Consider the following 16121-nt stretch of genomic DNA (forward strand, 5'->3'; position numbering starts at 1 on the left):
TTTTTATTAAAAATGAGATGTTCATTATTTTTTAGGAACAGGGAAACCTCTGTCTCTCATTAAGGCTTCAATCTTAGCATCACGTCCTCTAAACAAACGATATGCTTCTGCTGGATCCATAGAATTTCTTGGTGCAAATAGATAGTCTACCAATTTCTTGGCTACTTCAGCATCGTAGAAGCCTCCCGGAGCTTCCTTAAAAGCTTCCGAAGCATCACTAGTTAATACATCAGCCCACATATAGCCATAGTATGCAGTGGCATAACCTTCGCCAGAAAAGACGTGTCCAAAGTGTGGTGTTCTGTGACGCATTACCAATTCTTTTGGCATATTAAGTTCTTTTAAGGTTTCACGCTCAAATTTTTCTATATCAATATTCTCAGGATCAGCTAAATGCAATTTCATGTCTATCAATGCTGAAGCTAAGTATTCTGTAGTGCCAAAGCCTTGGTTAAACGTGGATGCCTTCTTGATTTTTTCAACCAATGATGCTGGGATAGGCTCGCCAGTTTTGTGGTGTACCAAGAATTGATTGATCACTTCATCCGTAGATAACCAACGCTCTAATAATTGCGATTGGAATTCTGTGTAATCTCTTACGCCACCGTTTAAGGTTGGGTATTTCACGTTAGAAGAGAAGAAGTGGAGTGCATGTCCAAATTCATGGAAAAATGTAGTAGCATCATCCCATGACACTAAAACAGGCTCGCCCGGAGCTGGTTTTACGAAGTTGGAATTGTTAGAGGCTAAAACGGTTTCATCTCCATCAAAAGTTGTGTGGCTTCTGTACGTAGTTGCCCAAGCTCCAGAACGTTTTCCTTCACGTGCAAACGGGTCTAAATACCATAATCCGATATGTTTTCCTGAATCCTTATCAGTTACTTCCCAAACTTTCACATCGTCATGAAATACAGGAACTGATCCTTCAGCAACTGGCGTAAACTCATAGTTGAACAAGCGTCCGGCTGTATAAAATAACGCTTGGGTTAATTTATCAAGTTGAAGGTATTGCTTTACTTCTTCACTATCTAAATCATATTTTTTCTGACGCACTTTTTCAGCGTAGTAGCGGTAATCCCAAGGTTCAATAGTAATGTTGTCGCCATTGGCATTAGCCACAGCTTGCATGTCAGCTACCTCTTCCTTGACTCTTGCAATGGCCGCTGGCCAAACAGCCATCATTAAATCCATTGCATTTTCTGGAGTTTTAGCCATTCTGTCCTGTAAGCGCCACTCTGCATAATTATCATAGCCCATTAAGCCCACACGTTCTTTGCGGAGTTTTAGGATTTGCGCGATTAGCTCTTTGTTGTCATATTCGTCACCATTATCACCACGAGAGTAGTAGTTGTTCCATACTTGTTTACGTAACTCACGTTCTGTTGAGTAGGTTAAAAATGGATCCATTGAAGAACGCGTGTTAGTAATTGCGTATTTTCCATCTTGACCTTTATCTGACGCTATCTTAGCGGCAGATCTCGTAAAAGATTCAGATAAGCCTCCTAATTGTTCTTTAGTCAGATATGTTACATAGTTCTCTTCGTCGTGCAATACGTTATTTGAAAACTTAGTGTATAGCGAAGATAATTCCTTGTTGATTTCAGCATAGCGCTTTTTTTTCTCAGCATCCAAGTTGGCGCCGTTCATTTCGAAGCTTTTGTAGGTTAATTCCACTACACGTTGTTGGTCGTCTTCTAAAGGCGTGGTTTGGGATGCCTCATAAACAGTTTTAATCCTATTAAATAGTTTCTCGTTTTGAGAAATCTTAGAGTTATATTCAGATAATTTAGGGGCCAATTCTGTTTGAATATCCCTAAATTCAGGAGATGACATATTGCTGCTTAAAATACCGTAGTAGGTAAACACGCGGTCCAACTCTTTTCCAGAGCGTTCCATGGCAGCAATAGTGTTTTCAAAAGTTGGAGGTTCTGGGTTGTTGGCAATTTTTTCAATGTCCTTTAAACCAAGTTCCATGCCTTTTTCTACAGCATCCTTAACGTCTTCAACATTCATTTTGTCAAACGCAGGTACACCGTCAAATGGCCCTGTCCATTCCTGTAAGAGAATGTTTTCATTTTTAGTCATGGTGGTGTCTTCTTTTTTGTCGTCGTCTTTACAACTGGTGGTAAAGGCAATGAGTGCACATAAACTCAAGGTTTTAATGTGTCTGAGATTGTGTTTTGTCATTTGTTATAGTGTTGATTTTTTAAAGATTCCAAGATATTGATTTAAAGCCTCAATTTTCTTAATTAATTTATAATTTCCACTTTACGAATGTAAATGTTTTTTAAAGGCCATTCCGAACCATCGGTCTCTTGTGAGGCAATTTTATCGACGACGTCCATTCCATCAGTTACTCTTCCAAACACGGTATAGTCACCATCCAAATGGTGGGCACCACCTTGTTGTTGCACAATGAAAAACTGATATGGTGACGCTAACTTGTATGGGTTCTCAATGGCGCTACTAGGCATGCTAATGGCGCCTCTATTATGTACAAAACCACGATTGGTATCTGTTGGCAGTAAATACTGTCCTATCTTTCGTCGTTTTTCTGCTATTGCAATATCGTCGCTACTGCCTCCTTGGATGATGAAATTGTTTACAATACGGTAGAATTGTGTGTTGTCAAAATAACCTTGTTTGGTCAAAAAAATAAAATTAGCACGATGAAACTTGGTTTCGTCGTATAATAAAATATCGATAGTGCCGAAATCGGTGGTTATACGTACTTTGTTTTCTTTGTGTTTTTTATCGTATTGCAGAAAAAATTCCATCGCATTTTTATCATTGAGTTTTGGATATTCACGCTGGTTTTTTTTGGGTTCCTTTTTCCGCTCCACAAGGGTTGAAGTGGTTAATGAATCTGCTGATGAATTGTTTTCTTTTTGGCGAGATTGTTTATCTTCACAATTAAGAAAAACGAAAAACACGCCAATGAACACTAAAATTCTCATGACTAAATGAATTTTGAAATATTTTTAAAATCTATCTCAAAAATAGAACATATTCCCCTACCGGGGCAAGATTCGCAATTTAAAATGTCGCCCCCATATCGTAATGAATTGATCTTGCAGCAGCGGGAAGCTATGAAAAACTCAAAAAAAGCTGGGGTTATGGCCTTGTTTTATCCAGATGTTGAAAAAAACACCAAGTTGATATTAATTTTGAGAAAAACTTACAAAGGCGTCCATTCCGCACAAGTTGGGTTTCCTGGCGGGAAGTTAGAAGCTGAAGATCCGTCATTGGAATATGCCGCGCTGAGGGAAACTTTTGAAGAAGTAGGTGTACCATTGGGGAATATAACAGTTATAAAACAAATGACTGAACTGTATATTCCCCCAAGTAATTTTACGGTATATCCTTTCATAGGAATCACAAAAAACACCCCAAAATTCCTTAAACAAGATGATGAAGTAGAAGACTTAATTGAGGTGAATTTCAACGACTTTGTTGATGATAATATTGTGTCCTCACAAAAAATTATGACTTCATTACAGCGGGAAGTTGAGGTGCCGGTTTTTAAATTGAATGGGCATACGGTATGGGGTGCTACGGCCATGATGTTGAGTGAAATAAAAGACTTGTTAAAAACAACGATCTAAGTGGTGGTTTTTATTAAATTTGTTTTTTGGAATATGCTGTGAAAGCCTTAAAATAGGTTAGTATATTATAATTTGTAATAAAAAATAATGGGATTATTTAAGAAAAACCCTTTTGGTCATATACTTATCGTTAAAAAATGGCTTATACGCATATTGGGAGCCATGACACATAGGCGATTTAGAGGTTTTAACGAACTTCAAATTGACGGCTCTGAAGTGATTAAAAACTTGCCGGACACCAATGTGCTCTTTATATCCAATCACCAAACCTATTTTGCTGATGTTGTGGCAATGTTTCATGTGTTCAACGCAAGTTTGAGCAATCGTGATGACAATATCAAGAATATTGGCTATTTGTGGAATCCTAAATTGAACATTTATTACGTGGCCGCTAAGGAAACCATGAAATCTGGATTGTTGCCTAAAATATTGGCCTACGTGGGCTCTATCAGTATTGAACGTACTTGGAGAGCTGAAGGCAAAGAGGTAAATAGACAGGTTAAGATGAGTGATATTACGGCTATTTCTAAAGCTCTAGATGATGGTTGGGTCATTACCTTTCCGCAAGGCACTACAACACCGTTTAAACCTATTAGAAAGGGCACTGCTCATATTATAAAGCGCTATAAGCCCATTGTGGTCCCTATTGTTATTGATGGTTTTAGACGTTCTTTTGATAAAAAAGGAATTCGGATCAAGAAAAAAAACATTCTTCAGTCTATGGAAATTAAGGCACCATTGGACATAGATTATGAAAACGAAACCATAGAGCAGATTGTTGAGAAAATTGAATATGCCATTGAGCAACATCCTTCTTTTTTAAAGGTGATTCCGCAAGAAGAAATTATGGCACAACAGGAATTGAACAAACTGCGTAAATGGAAAGTAGAAGAAGACTAAAAGCTATTCTAATAGCTCTAGTTTTTTTAGCTCTTTATAGTTTTTGTTTAACTTTCTCAGTAGCAAGCCATAAATTAACCAATAGAAGAGTAGTAGTACCCCTGCAAATATGGCAATTATACCTGCAACAAGCAAGATAATCTTCGCATAAAACATAAAGGCTTCGCCGTTTGCCGCGGCTCTGTGTGCCTTATTTATTAACGCTTGATCTTGGTCAAATTCAATATATAATACGGCAGCGAAAGATGCTACCATAAAAAGCAGGTTGAAAAGCACATAATTTTTTACGGTTTTTCGAGTTCTTAAAATATTTTCCATTAATACTTTGGCGCTATCTGTGGCTGAGATACGTCTGTAATTGCGGTAAAACAAATAGAAAAAATAGGCTAAAATGATATACCCTAAGACGCTTAAGGGTATCAAAAGGTAGTCAGAATCCAATTTGTCAAAATTCTGTGTGCTTTTGGAACCTTTAAAGAAAAGCGCTAAGCTCGTCCATAGCCCAAACTCCAGCAAACTTATGATAAGTACCCATTTAACAATTGATGATGATTTTTTGAGAATCATTTTATAAATGGCGTTGGCAGAAACGTGAGGGTACTGAGTGTCCTCTTTCTTCCAGTGTTTTTTTAATAGTTCTAATTCATCCATAAGGGTTACGGATTTAGTATTGTTCTTAATTTGTTCTTGATCCTGTTCATCTTCACTCTAGCATTTACCTCGCTGATCCCCAAGGTTACACTAATTTCTCTATAGTCTTTATCTTCTAAATATAGAAACACAAGAGCTTTTTCAATATCATTCAATTGGTGGACGGCGTCATACAATAATTTTAACTGCTGTTCTTCAGTGTCGTCATACTCTTCAGCACTGAGCTTAAATTGATAGGTCTCTAATTCATAAGTGTTGATAGTGCGCTTTGATTTTCTGTATAAGGTGATGGCGGTATTTAAACCCACACGGTACATCCAAGTGCTAAACTTTGCGTCACCTCGGAACTTAGGATAAGCTTTCCATAATTGAATGGTGATCTCCTGAAACAAATCATTATGCGCCTCTCTATGGTTTGTATATAGCCTACAAACTTTATGCACAATGTTCTGATGCTCCTCTAGTAACGCGACAAAATTATGTTCTAATTCGTTGTTCAAATCGGGTAGTTAGTTACAAGGTTAGTAGGAAGATGAGGGGTTTTGTTACATTAAATAGTATTTATTTTTTTAAAATAAATGCCTGCACATTAATTTAGACTAAAGCTTTAATGGATATGGTTAAAATATCTGATTAATAATGATTTGATTATAAACTATAGGTAAAATCTATCGTTGTTTTAATAGGCCTAAAACGATAAAATATTGCGCCAACCCATACGTCAACATGACGAAAATGGATGCAAACGGGATGGCCATATAAAATTTATGAAGTGCTAATATACTATCTGAAATGACAAACAAAAGTGCTCCATTAAACACCAATATAAAACTATACTTGGGTACATTATACCGACGTAAATAGGATGTAATTACCATGATTAAAATGACGACCATGTAAATTATGACGGGAATCAATAAATCATTCAAACCTTTTTTCAATATAGAAAGAAAACCAAATGTATATAATGCTAATATGCCAATAAGGACAATTGGATTTATTTTTGGGTTTCTTCTTTTGTAAAATACAACACTATACATTAGATGCGCCATTAAAAAGGATATCAACCCTAATATGAAATAGAGGTCAGATTGGGTGTCAAATAGTAATAAGATATCTCCTGCCAATGAGAACATGAGAGCCAGTACGGTCAATGATTGTGTTTTGGTGCCTAGATGCTTGCTCTGACTTAAAAAATAGAATAAGAGACTTATAAGTAACAACGGTTTGGTAATATGGTGCCAAAACGCCAATGTCTCTATGGTGCCGCAAATAAGCTCCGCCATTAGAAGAACTGCAAATACAAAGGCAAATTGAGTATCGGGTTTTGAGAGCATGAGCTAGTAATTGATTTGCGAAAACATGTGTTATAGTTCTTAGAGTATGAATGGAATTCTCGTGAGGTTAAATGGAAGATCAAAACATCCTATACATCTCAAAATTATTTATTCTGCACCTGAAGCTTCTTTTGTTCTAAGTTTATCCAATTGTTCCTGCGCCTTCTTTAGTTGCTCTTTGGTAGCCGGTGTTGGCATTTGATGTTTGGCGTCCTCTGGCTCATAAGTTAGCGCAACGTAATATGGGTAATGATCAGATTCTATTGAGTTGCCAACTCTTAATTCGGCTACTCTGAATTCTGGTGAGACAAATACATGATCTAATGGCCATCTGAGTAAAAATTTTGTGGCGTCAAACGTATTGTAAAATCCGCGACCAACCCTTACATCAAGCAACTCGCTGGTAGCTTGAAACAAAAGTGTTGTTGGAGACCATGCAACATCATTAAAATCGCCAATAACAATGACTGGAATTCTGGAGTTGCGCGCCAATTCAGAAGTCATCATGAGCTCTGCATCCCGATCAGTGGATAAAGGGTTTTCTTGGGGCATAGGCGGGGTGGGGTGAATGGCGTAAATCTGTGCCAAATCTCCAGAAGGTAATCGCACTTTACTATGGATGGACGGAATGGAATCCGTCACCAAAAATTTAACTTCCGGATTTACGAGCTCTAGTTTTGAATACATGAGAATGCCATAAGTGTTTTCTAATGGTAACTCTACCTTATACATATACTCTGATGATATTGATTGTACAATAGCATTGCGCCAGCGGGTGTTGGCTTCAGTAAATACTATTACATCAGCATCCATCTCATTTATAATAGCCTTTAATTTATTGTCATTTTCATTTTTCTGCAACACATTAGCAGTAAGAACCTTTATGGCGGAGGTTGAGTTGTTAGTTGTGGCATCTAAGACCTGTTTTTTATAAAATGGAGTGTAGGGCGCAATTTTTGAAAATTGAAATATAAAACATGTTATAAGTATAGTTACGAAGGCATAATCTTTCAAATCTTTAAAATCAAATTTTATATAATACACCAAAATGGCTAGTAATGTGAGAGATGTTAACTGTATATGTGGGAAGTCAAACATCCTAATCCACCAGTAGTCTGCTGGAATTAGTGGTAAGAGCGTGAGTGCAATAGCAATAATTCCAAATCCGGTTAAAAACTTTTTTAGAGACATACGTTAATTTTGACCTGAAAATAGTTAAAATTTTAACAAATTAATTGTTATTTATAAAATAATGGATTAGCGTTAATGCTTTTGGTAATAGAAACATTATAATTCTTTTAAAATAAAGAAATTGCAATAAACATTTAATTATGAAAACAGCATATCAAAATTGTATTGAAGCCTGCCAAAAATGCTTGGTAGATTGCCAGAACTGTCTTATCGAAATGACTGGTAAGGAAAGTATGAATGATTGTCCAAAATGTTGTGTAGAATGTATTGATGCCTGCTTGGTGGCCATTAAAATGATGTCAGCCAACAGCAAACATGCTGCTAATTATTGTAAACTCTGTGCAGAAATATGTGAATGGTGTGCTGAGCAATGTAGCCAACACGATCATGAACATTGTCAAATTTGCGCAGAATCTTGCAGAAAGTGCGCTGAAGAATGTAGAAAAATGGCTGCTTAATTTCTGTCTTATAAATAAACTATGGCAATACTCGGTAATATAATCAAAGGTTTCATAGATGTAAAAGAATCCTTTTCATCAGAAACAAATCCAATAAAAGAACAGCAGGAAGTCTTAAAAAAGCTTTTGTCAACTGCAAAGGATACGGCATTTGGAAATCACTATGATTTTCAATCCATATTGAATTCAGAAAATCCTTCCGAAGTCTTTGCTAATACTGTGCCTTACTTTGACTATAATAAGATTCATAATGAGTGGTGGTATCGATTACAAGAGGGAGAAGAGAACATTACTTGGCCTGGTCACCCCAATTATTTTGCATTGAGTTCAGGAACCACCGGAAAGTCGAGTAAAAGGATTCCTGTAACAGACGCGATGATAGACGCTATTAAACAAACAGGAATTCAACAAGTTTTTGCCTTGAGTAATTTTGATTTTCCTGCAGATTTTTTCGAGAAAGAAATTATGATGTTGGGTAGTTCTACCGAGCTTAAAGCGCACAACGATCATTTAGAAGGTGAGATTAGCGGTATTAGTGCCAGTAATATACCTTTCTGGTTTAAATCATACTATAAACCAGGTGAAGAAATTGCTAAGATAGACGATTGGGATGCACGTGTACAAAAAATTGCGGAAAATGCTGAAAAATGGGATATTGGAGCGTTAAGTGGGATTCCTTCATGGATTGAGCTGATGTTACAAAAAGTTATCAGCCATCATAATCTTAACAATATCCACGAAATATGGCCAAATCTTCAAGTGTATACATCTGGTGGGGTCGCCTTTGGGCCTTACGAAAAAAGTTTTAATGCCTTATTGGCACGACCTATTACGGTAATTGATACTTATTTAGCATCAGAAGGGTTCGTTGCGTTTCAATCGCGACCAGACACTGATGCCATGAAACTCGTAACTGATGAAGGCATCTATTTTGAATTTGTGCCGTTCAAACCTGAGTACATCAATGAAGATGGTTCTCTAATTGAGAATGCGCCGTCTGTAACCCTGGGGAATGTTACTACAAATCAGGATTATGTGTTAATTATGAGTACGGTTAGTGGTGCTTGGCGTTATGAAATTGGAGACACCATAGCTTTTACTGATGTTGAACGTGCCGAAATTATCATTACAGGTCGTACCAAATTTTTCTTGAACACTGTAGGCTCTCAGCTCTCAGTAAACAAAATGGATGATGCTATGAAGCATCTTGAAGATCAATTTTCTACCAAAATTCCAGAGTACACCATTTGTGCAAAACGATGCGAAGATGGCGAATTTTATCATTGTTGGTATATAGGTACAGAAGATGATCTCAATAACGAAGAGATTGCCAATAGCTTAGATATATTTTTAAAAGAAGCCAACAAAAATTATAAGGTTGCGCGAAGTAAGGCTTTGAAAGGCGTGAAAGTTACGGCAATTCAGCCTTCAGTATTTCATGAATGGAGTGGTGCCAATAAGAAAAAAGGCGGTCAGGTAAAAATGGAAAGGGTTATGAAAGAGGACAAGTTTAAAGAGTGGGAAGAATTTGTTAATCAACAATAGACTCACTAATCTTTGCTTTGGAATTTCGCCTTTCAATAAGATCCATGATTTCTTCGGGAGATAAATAATATTTTTTGATTCTCAATTTGTAAGCGTCATGAATCTCGGCATTATTGAGTATAAAATCTTTAGTCTTAAGAATATAATCTTCCATATTATGTTGAACCGCATAGGTGTCAGCGGCACGTTCAGCTTCTACAATATGAGTGTCAGATAAGAGGTATTTAATGCCAAACCATATTAAGTTTAACTTACTTCTATTTGTGTAATCCATGATATGTCCTAACTCATGACCTATCCAACCAATCAATATATCGGACGGGATGTGAGTTGTTAAAAATTGTTTATCCGCAATTTTAAATGACTCACTAATCAGGATAACGTAGCTTCTATGCTGCCTACTTCTAAAAAAACTACCAAACGTAGGTCTAGCTTGCATAGTCGATTTTTTGATGTGGGGCTTAAATCGAAATTCAATGGGAGTCTCTTTGAGCTCCGGATAAAATTCAAGAGCTTTATTAATTTCTTTAGCGATGGAATTGGGGATAATATGCTGTGCGTTCATTGCCGTGTTTAGACTTATAAATAAATAGATTAGGTATTTCATAGTGTAGCATCTTCAAAATACATCTATTTTAAAGAATGAGGGGCAGGTTTTAAATTTATTTAACGAAATAGGAATTCCGTTAAAGTATGTGTCTTTAGAGACAAACAAGTGTTAATAATTATGATACTTTTGAACATCAAAAAAATGACTCTCAGTCCCCACTGATTATCTTTTTTTGCCCCCTACATTAAAAAAAACGGTTATATACCGTTTTTTTTTTTTTTATTATTTTATTTTTAAGGCTATTTAATAGCATTCGAAACATTTTAAATAATGCCCATTAAATTCAACATTTTCTGAGCCTTTTAGAATTTTTGTTGGGTATTCTTTATCATTCAAAACCCGCTTAAATTCTTCTGCATATTTTAGGAGTTGATCTCTCCTGCTTTTTAACTTTTTTTCAATGTCTTTACCATCCAACTCATATATTTGTGAGGGCCATTGGCGCATCGCTTTTTTAATCACTTTGTCAGTCAATAGTTGTTGTAAAGCTTTGGCCTCTTCCATAAAAACATGTTTTGGAGTGCTCTTCAGAAAGTATATATCAAAGTCATGAATTAATCCTGGCATGTAGTCAATATCGGCTTGAAAAGGTCGCATTTCTGGTGTCACATTTTTACTTGCAATAATATTAGGAATAAGTCCGCTGATGCTAAAAAAAGCATTATCTCTATCTGCCGGTAACGGAATGGCAATTTGCCTACCATCTTGCTCCTTAATGATCCAGCCCCATTGTTTGGCATGTCTATCCCAATCGCCAATAACCAAATCAAATAGTCGTGCTCTTACCAGTGCACGCTCATCTATTTTAAGGGACTCCCCAAGCTCTAATTTTAATTCCTGCAAATCGTCAGTTTCTATGATTTTACTGACGTTATCCTCTGATGTCCAGTTAGCATCACTTTCTGTCTCATGTTCAAATAGAAAAAGTTTATTTCCATAATTTTCGTTAAATTCTTGTAGCGCATCCTGCTTTGGTATGAAATAGATTTTTGGCTGTGTGTGGTGTATATGCACAGCATCGGCCAAAACAGCAACAACTGTAGCCGCATAAGGATGTTGTGCTGAAATACCATCTACAATAATATTTTCAAGCCCCAATGTTTTTGCAAATTCTGGAACTAATGGATCCGGATTTTTATTGATGCTTCTCAGCGTGTATTTATTGCCTATGCTATCTTCAAGTTTTAAGGATTTGGTTTGGTTGCCCCCACCTTCCTTTACTACAGTAAGTCCGCCTAGAAGAGTGTCTAAAAATGCAATTTTCACTTGTATTGGTGTGGACCATGCTTTGCGATAGTGTTCGCCTTGCATCATTTTTTTGAGATCATTGGCTTGGTATAATGTGCTGGCCGCTATGGTGAGCGAATCATAATCTTTAAAATTGATTTCCTCAATATTATCAGGACCAACAATGGCCGAAGTTTTATATTCGTCTGGCGTGCTATTTAGGGATATATATAGTAAAATGATAAAAAGAATAAGGACGGCGCCTATTATTAATATTACTTTTTTCATAAAAATTTTGTTTGTTAATTTTGATAAGGTGTAATCTAAAGCATCCTTTTAGACCTTACTGAAAAACTGGTTCATTGTCTTTGCGCCACTTAATATTGCAGCCTAAACTAGGTTTTTGATGTTTTGGCGATTTTTGATCTGCCAAAAGTGCCTCAATTGCATTAATCATATCTTCTCCAGAAACTGGGATGCCATTGCCAGGTCGAGAATTGTCTAATTGTCCTCTATAAAACAACTCTAAATCCGCGTTAAATAGATAAAAATCTGGCGTACAAGCTGCTTTATAGGCTTTGGCAACGCTTTGGGTCTGATCATATAAATAAGGAAAAATAAATCCTTCATTAATGGCATTTTCCTTCATTAATTCCGGACTATCCTCAAGGTAATTAACAACATCATTACTAGAGATAGCTATAAATTCTATGCCTTTAGACTTGTATTCCTTGGCAAGTTTTGCAAGTTGAGGGTTTACATGCTTTACAAAAGGACAATGATTGCAAATAAACATTATAACTGTTCCTTTCAACCCTTTACAAGATTCTAAGGAAACGTGATTGCCACTTACAGTGTCCAATAAATTGAATGCAGGAGCTGAGGTACCTAATGACAGCATATTTGAGGGCGTTCGGGCCATAGATTTATTTTATTATCTTGTAATTTATTAGAATTTTTTTAGAATGGAAAAGATAATAACTTTTGAGGAGTTCACCAAAGTTGATTTGCGCATTGGAACTATTATTGAGGTACATGAATTTCCGGAAGCACGTCAACCTGCATATCAACTGCTTATTGATTTTGGAGACCTCGGAATTAAAAAGTCTTCAGCTCAAATCACCACCATTTATTCTAAGGATGATCTCCTTAATAAACAGATAGTTGCGGTAGTTAATTTTCCGAAAAAACAAATTGCCAACTTTATGAGTGAATGTTTAGTGGTTGGGGCTATTAATAAGAAGGATGTGTTTTTGTTACATCCAGAAAAACGGGTCAACAATGGGTCGGCGGTTAGCTAAAGTCATTTGTTGATATACACATATGTATGAACAATATAAAAATTACGCGGTTTATATGTATTTGTGTTAACCGCGTAATTTATGGTTTGAATACTACTTCAATTATTAAACATCAAAGTTCTTCTCTAAAAAAGATAGCGTTCATCATCAATTTATTAGTTCCAAACCAAAATGCTCTAAAATTAGTATTATCTGTAAATGCCACTACTTTTCCACGTTTTAAACGCTGCATCTGATAAGGTACACTCAGCGCCAAGCTGTCTAAATTTGGTTTGGATACGTAGCCACTCAATAGTGGGTTTTTTGTATATTGGATAGGGTTATTATAGCTCTGTTTATCAGGATTTACGAATATTGTAGAACCTCTGAATAGTGGTAATTTATTATTTTTAAATCCAAAATTAATAGGGTGTGAGCGGTCTAGTTTCGCTTCAAATATTGCCCCTCCAATTACTTGGGCGCCGTTATAATCACTTCGGTCTTCAAAAGTTACATTTTTAGCAACGCGCTCCATTTTTTTGAAGTCTAATTTGATGAGTTTGTTCGTATCTAGCCAACGTACAGCGTTTTCAAACCCGATAAGTGTACCTCCATTTTCAACCCATAACGTCAATTTTTCAGCCGCACTCTTGCTGAGGTTGGCACTAGGTAGAATGATGGTATTATAGCGACTTAGATCTGCTCGGTCTAATTGGTCAGTATCTAGCCTTGTTAAGCTCATGTCATAGCGTTGGTCCAATAAATGCCAGATTTCGCCAGCATCGTAAGGCGACACACCCGAGCCAACAATCATGGCAACTTTAGGAGGTGTTAGCGATTTAAAATGATTGCTACCCAAATCAATTCCTTGAGTTAAGCCAGTTGCTACAGCATCTATTTCTACATGTGCATCTTGAGCCAAACCATTTAAAAACGCATAGAGTTCTTCAGGGTTTTTTGTTTGATTTTGAACAGGTATCATAATAGTGCCATAGTCATATGTCTTGCCATTTGTGCTAAATTGTTTCATGCCAACCTTAACACGAAGGTCACTTTTTAAGATCTGATTTAATACCTTAGGGGTGTAATACTCATGCCATTCCATGACATAGGCATAATTGCTTTTTCCGGAAACACGCCCTGGTTTCCGCTTTAGATTGGTTATTTTTTCACCTAAATTTGAAGATGACACTCCTTCAGCATAATCTAAATTGAATGCCAAGGGTAATGTCCACGCGGAAACGTCATAAAACAAACTATCTTCAAAGGTTGTTCGTTTTTCAAACATTGCAGTAATGAGTCGTGTATTCTTTTGATCAGTAGGAATAACGTAGCTATATCCTCGTTTAAATGCTTTGCCGTCAATAATGGCATCTTCTTTCAGTTCATAAATGCTGATTTGATGTCTTCTTAGTATTTCTGCTAATTCAAATGCTTTAGCAGCATCTTTTTCATCACCAAAGACAATATTTTTACCCTTTAATTTTTTGGCTTCTGAACGGGCATTTTTGAAAAAATCATGTTGGTACTTTAAAATGTCTTCGCGCATATGCACTGCTGCTTCCAAGGTAGAAAGTGCCGCTGTAAACTGATTTCTTATTGTGAAGGGAAAGGTTAGGAGTCCGTTGTCGCTTTCCTGAACATGACCTCGGGAGCTGGCTTGCTCAAAAAGAATACCAATACCACCATTGATATCAGGAAATGTAGAACCTTTACCATAGTAAAAATCGTCAAAACTTTCTTCTGTATAGTAGAAAGAGCCAATTTTATCTAAAGCTCGGGCATGAAAGTCTCCAATTTTGCTGGTCAATTCCTGATTTAATCTTGGGGTTAGTGGATGGGTTCTGCTTGGTATTCCTGGCTGAAAGAAGAAGGAAGAATTGGTGCTCATTTCATGATGATCAGTAAGAATGTTTGGCAACCACTTATGGAAAGTTTCCAATCTTACCTTTGATTCTGGCAACTGCACAGGTAACCAGTCTCTATTCATATCAAACCAATAGTGGTTGGTTCTGCCTCCAGGCCAAACTTCTGAAAATTCACGATCGTTAGGATCCGAAATTAAATTTTTGCTTCTGTTAGAATTTGCCCAATAAGCAAAGCGCTGTAACCCATCTGGGTTAAACGAAGGATCAAATAGCACCACCATGTTTTTTAACATCTCTTTAACTTCGTTGCTTTCTGCCGCTGCAAGGTAGTAGGCTACCAATAATGCCGCATTAGACCCGCTAGGTTCATTGCCATGAATTGAAAATCCTTGGTTTACCACAATAGGCATTGTGCTTATATTGACCGCGGTATGGTCTTCAGTGGCTGCAATATGTTGTGACCGAATGACGTCAATATTTTGATGGTTTTGAGGAGATGTAATGGTAAGAAGAATTAAAGGTCGACCCTCAAAAGTTGTGCCTCTAGTATCTAAAGTGATTCTATCAGAACTTTTTGCCAAGGCTTTCAAATATTCCACCAATTTGTCATGGGTAACGTGCCATTCCCCTACCTCATGCCCTATAACAGATTGGGGTGTGGGAATAGCTTGGTTATATGTTGTGTTTTGCGGTAAATAATAGGATAGATCTGTCTGTTTTTGCCCGAAAATGACCCACGACGATAAGAGAAATAGAGTGTAAAAAAATTTCATGATTAAAATAAATATAAAGAAGCGTTAATATGGTGTTTTTGAACGGATAGGGAAGCTGGCTATAAAAAAACCGCCATGTCATATAGCGGTTTTTTGTAATGCTGAGTACGTTGTTTGGCGATTAAATATCTTCAAATTTAATATCAGTAAAGCTTTCTGTAGATTTGATAATCTCTGCGTTAGAAGAGCTTACTTCAGTGTCAAATTCATCTTTCTTGAAATCTTTTTGGTGACGCTCACTAATGACTTCATCACCTTTCTCATTAATGACATAGTCTGTCATTTCTCTTAAAATCTCATTAAATTCACTAAAATCCTCCTTGTAAAGATATATTTTATGTTTTTTGTAGTGAAAAGATCCATCGTCATTTGTGAATTTTTTACTCTCAGTAATAGTGAGGTAATAATCTCCAGCTTTTGTGGCCCTAACGTCAAAAAAATAGGTTCTTCTTCCTGCGCGCAATACTTTAGAGAATATTTCCTCTTTCTCCATCATTCCGTGATCACTCATAGATTTTTATTTTAATTAGTAACAGTTTACGTACCAAAAATCTAAAAAAAAACTATAGTAACCAACAATTTCTGATATTTCTTTTAAGGAAATTTTAAGAATGTATTTCTCCACCATTAGCGGTGGTTATAATGGAATTATTCCTTTTTATTGAGCCTGGAAACC

General features: G+C 36.5%; 16 protein-coding genes. 5 read left to right on the plus strand and 11 right to left on the minus strand.

Annotation, left to right across the window (positions count from 1 at the left end):
• Positions 1 to 24: 24 nt before the first annotated feature.
• Positions 25 to 2187 (minus strand): M3 family metallopeptidase, encoded by a 2163-nt coding sequence (locus BXY82_RS07895; protein WP_133757661.1) that lies wholly within the window; start codon positions 2185 to 2187, stop codon positions 25 to 27.
• A gap of 62 nt (positions 2188 to 2249) precedes the next feature.
• Positions 2250 to 2957, minus strand: a complete 708-nt coding sequence (locus BXY82_RS07900) for a peptidylprolyl isomerase (RefSeq protein ID WP_133757662.1) — start codon at positions 2955 to 2957, stop codon at positions 2250 to 2252.
• 6 nt (positions 2958 to 2963) lie between these two features.
• Between BXY82_RS07900 and BXY82_RS07905 the strand changes: the two genes are divergently transcribed.
• Together BXY82_RS07905 and BXY82_RS07910 are read left to right on the plus strand one after the other, a co-directional pair.
• Positions 2964 to 3605: an NUDIX hydrolase gene (locus BXY82_RS07905; RefSeq protein ID WP_133757663.1), complete on the plus strand. Its 642-nt coding sequence runs from the start codon at positions 2964 to 2966 to the stop codon at positions 3603 to 3605.
• 87 nt (positions 3606 to 3692) lie between these two features.
• Positions 3693 to 4505: a lysophospholipid acyltransferase family protein gene (locus BXY82_RS07910; protein ID WP_133757664.1), complete on the plus strand. Its 813-nt coding sequence runs from the start codon at positions 3693 to 3695 to the stop codon at positions 4503 to 4505.
• Positions 4506 to 4508: 3 nt separating this feature from the next.
• On the opposite strand, the gene BXY82_RS07915 is transcribed toward BXY82_RS07910, so the two are convergent.
• From BXY82_RS07915 to BXY82_RS07930, 4 genes are all read right to left on the minus strand, one after another.
• Positions 4509 to 5156, minus strand: a complete 648-nt coding sequence (locus BXY82_RS07915) for a hypothetical protein (RefSeq protein WP_133757665.1) — start codon at positions 5154 to 5156, stop codon at positions 4509 to 4511.
• Between the two features lie 5 nt (positions 5157 to 5161).
• Positions 5162 to 5656: an RNA polymerase sigma factor gene (locus BXY82_RS07920; RefSeq protein WP_133757666.1), complete on the minus strand. Its 495-nt coding sequence runs from the start codon at positions 5654 to 5656 to the stop codon at positions 5162 to 5164.
• A gap of 168 nt (positions 5657 to 5824) precedes the next feature.
• On the minus strand, positions 5825 to 6493 hold the full coding sequence (locus BXY82_RS07925) for a lysoplasmalogenase (protein ID WP_133757667.1): 669 nt from the start codon (positions 6491 to 6493) through the stop codon (positions 5825 to 5827).
• A 108-nt stretch (positions 6494 to 6601) separates the two neighbouring features.
• Positions 6602 to 7684, minus strand: coding sequence for an endonuclease/exonuclease/phosphatase family protein (locus tag BXY82_RS07930; protein WP_133757668.1), 1083 nt, complete (start codon positions 7682 to 7684; stop codon positions 6602 to 6604).
• Positions 7685 to 7824: 140 nt separating this feature from the next.
• Here BXY82_RS07930 and BXY82_RS07935 point away from each other — a divergent pair, with 140 nt between their 5' ends.
• Both BXY82_RS07935 and BXY82_RS07940 read left to right on the plus strand, forming a co-directional pair.
• Positions 7825 to 8142, plus strand: a complete 318-nt coding sequence (locus BXY82_RS07935) for a four-helix bundle copper-binding protein (protein WP_133757669.1) — start codon at positions 7825 to 7827, stop codon at positions 8140 to 8142.
• Between the two features lie 21 nt (positions 8143 to 8163).
• Positions 8164 to 9687, plus strand: coding sequence for a GH3 family domain-containing protein (locus BXY82_RS07940; RefSeq protein ID WP_133757670.1), 1524 nt, complete (start codon positions 8164 to 8166; stop codon positions 9685 to 9687).
• Here the strand turns inward: BXY82_RS07940 and BXY82_RS07945 are convergent.
• The 3 genes from BXY82_RS07945 to BXY82_RS07955 form a co-directional block, all read right to left on the minus strand.
• Positions 9674 to 10294, minus strand: a complete 621-nt coding sequence (locus tag BXY82_RS07945) for a hypothetical protein (protein WP_133757671.1) — start codon at positions 10292 to 10294, stop codon at positions 9674 to 9676. The genes BXY82_RS07940 and BXY82_RS07945 overlap by 14 nt on opposite strands.
• A 246-nt stretch (positions 10295 to 10540) precedes the next feature.
• On the minus strand, positions 10541 to 11812 hold the full coding sequence (locus tag BXY82_RS07950; RefSeq protein ID WP_133757672.1) for a hypothetical protein: 1272 nt from the start codon (positions 11810 to 11812) through the stop codon (positions 10541 to 10543).
• Between the two features lie 55 nt (positions 11813 to 11867).
• Positions 11868 to 12446: a thioredoxin family protein gene (locus BXY82_RS07955; protein WP_133757673.1), complete on the minus strand. Its 579-nt coding sequence runs from the start codon at positions 12444 to 12446 to the stop codon at positions 11868 to 11870.
• A 43-nt stretch (positions 12447 to 12489) separates the two neighbouring features.
• On the opposite strand from BXY82_RS07955, the gene BXY82_RS07960 reads away from it, so the two are divergent.
• Positions 12490 to 12825: a tRNA-binding protein gene (locus tag BXY82_RS07960; RefSeq protein ID WP_133757674.1), complete on the plus strand. Its 336-nt coding sequence runs from the start codon at positions 12490 to 12492 to the stop codon at positions 12823 to 12825.
• A 112-nt stretch (positions 12826 to 12937) separates the two neighbouring features.
• Here the strand turns inward: BXY82_RS07960 and BXY82_RS07965 are convergent, their stop codons facing one another.
• Positions 12938 to 15445: a M14 family metallopeptidase gene (locus tag BXY82_RS07965; protein ID WP_133757675.1), complete on the minus strand. Its 2508-nt coding sequence runs from the start codon at positions 15443 to 15445 to the stop codon at positions 12938 to 12940.
• Positions 15446 to 15566: 121 nt separating this feature from the next.
• Entirely contained in the window at positions 15567 to 15956 is a 390-nt protein-coding gene (locus BXY82_RS07970; RefSeq protein WP_133757676.1) for a PUR family DNA/RNA-binding protein, read from the minus strand.
• Positions 15957 to 16121: the final 165 nt, after the last annotated feature.

The sequence above is a fragment of the Gelidibacter sediminis genome (assembly GCF_004364975.1).
GTDB lineage: Bacteria > Bacteroidota > Bacteroidia > Flavobacteriales > Flavobacteriaceae > Gelidibacter > Gelidibacter sediminis.

Bases quoted from the DNA above. Each gene is read 5' to 3' on its own strand.
- BXY82_RS07895 (WP_133757661.1), bottom strand. From the start codon at position 2,187: ATGACAAAACACAATCTCAGACACATTAAAACCTTGAGTTTATGTGCA.
- BXY82_RS07925 (WP_133757667.1), bottom strand. From the start codon at position 6,493: ATGCTCTCAAAACCCGATACTCAATTTGCCTTTGTATTTGCAGTTCTT.
- BXY82_RS07930 (WP_133757668.1), bottom strand. From the start codon at position 7,684: ATGTCTCTAAAAAAGTTTTTAACCGGATTTGGAATTATTGCTATTGCA.
- BXY82_RS07905 (WP_133757663.1), top strand. From the start codon at position 2,964: ATGAATTTTGAAATATTTTTAAAATCTATCTCAAAAATAGAACATATT.
- BXY82_RS07910 (WP_133757664.1), top strand. From the start codon at position 3,693: ATGGGATTATTTAAGAAAAACCCTTTTGGTCATATACTTATCGTTAAA.
- BXY82_RS07970 (WP_133757676.1), bottom strand. From the start codon at position 15,956: ATGAGTGATCACGGAATGATGGAGAAAGAGGAAATATTCTCTAAAGTA.
- BXY82_RS07950 (WP_133757672.1), bottom strand. From the start codon at position 11,812: ATGAAAAAAGTAATATTAATAATAGGCGCCGTCCTTATTCTTTTTATC.
- BXY82_RS07960 (WP_133757674.1), top strand. From the start codon at position 12,490: ATGGAAAAGATAATAACTTTTGAGGAGTTCACCAAAGTTGATTTGCGC.
- BXY82_RS07945 (WP_133757671.1), bottom strand. From the start codon at position 10,294: ATGAAATACCTAATCTATTTATTTATAAGTCTAAACACGGCAATGAAC.
- BXY82_RS07915 (WP_133757665.1), bottom strand. From the start codon at position 5,156: ATGGATGAATTAGAACTATTAAAAAAACACTGGAAGAAAGAGGACACT.
- BXY82_RS07940 (WP_133757670.1), top strand. From the start codon at position 8,164: ATGGCAATACTCGGTAATATAATCAAAGGTTTCATAGATGTAAAAGAA.
- BXY82_RS07935 (WP_133757669.1), top strand. From the start codon at position 7,825: ATGAAAACAGCATATCAAAATTGTATTGAAGCCTGCCAAAAATGCTTG.
- BXY82_RS07965 (WP_133757675.1), bottom strand. From the start codon at position 15,445: ATGAAATTTTTTTACACTCTATTTCTCTTATCGTCGTGGGTCATTTTC.
- BXY82_RS07955 (WP_133757673.1), bottom strand. From the start codon at position 12,446: ATGGCCCGAACGCCCTCAAATATGCTGTCATTAGGTACCTCAGCTCCT.
- BXY82_RS07900 (WP_133757662.1), bottom strand. From the start codon at position 2,957: ATGAGAATTTTAGTGTTCATTGGCGTGTTTTTCGTTTTTCTTAATTGT.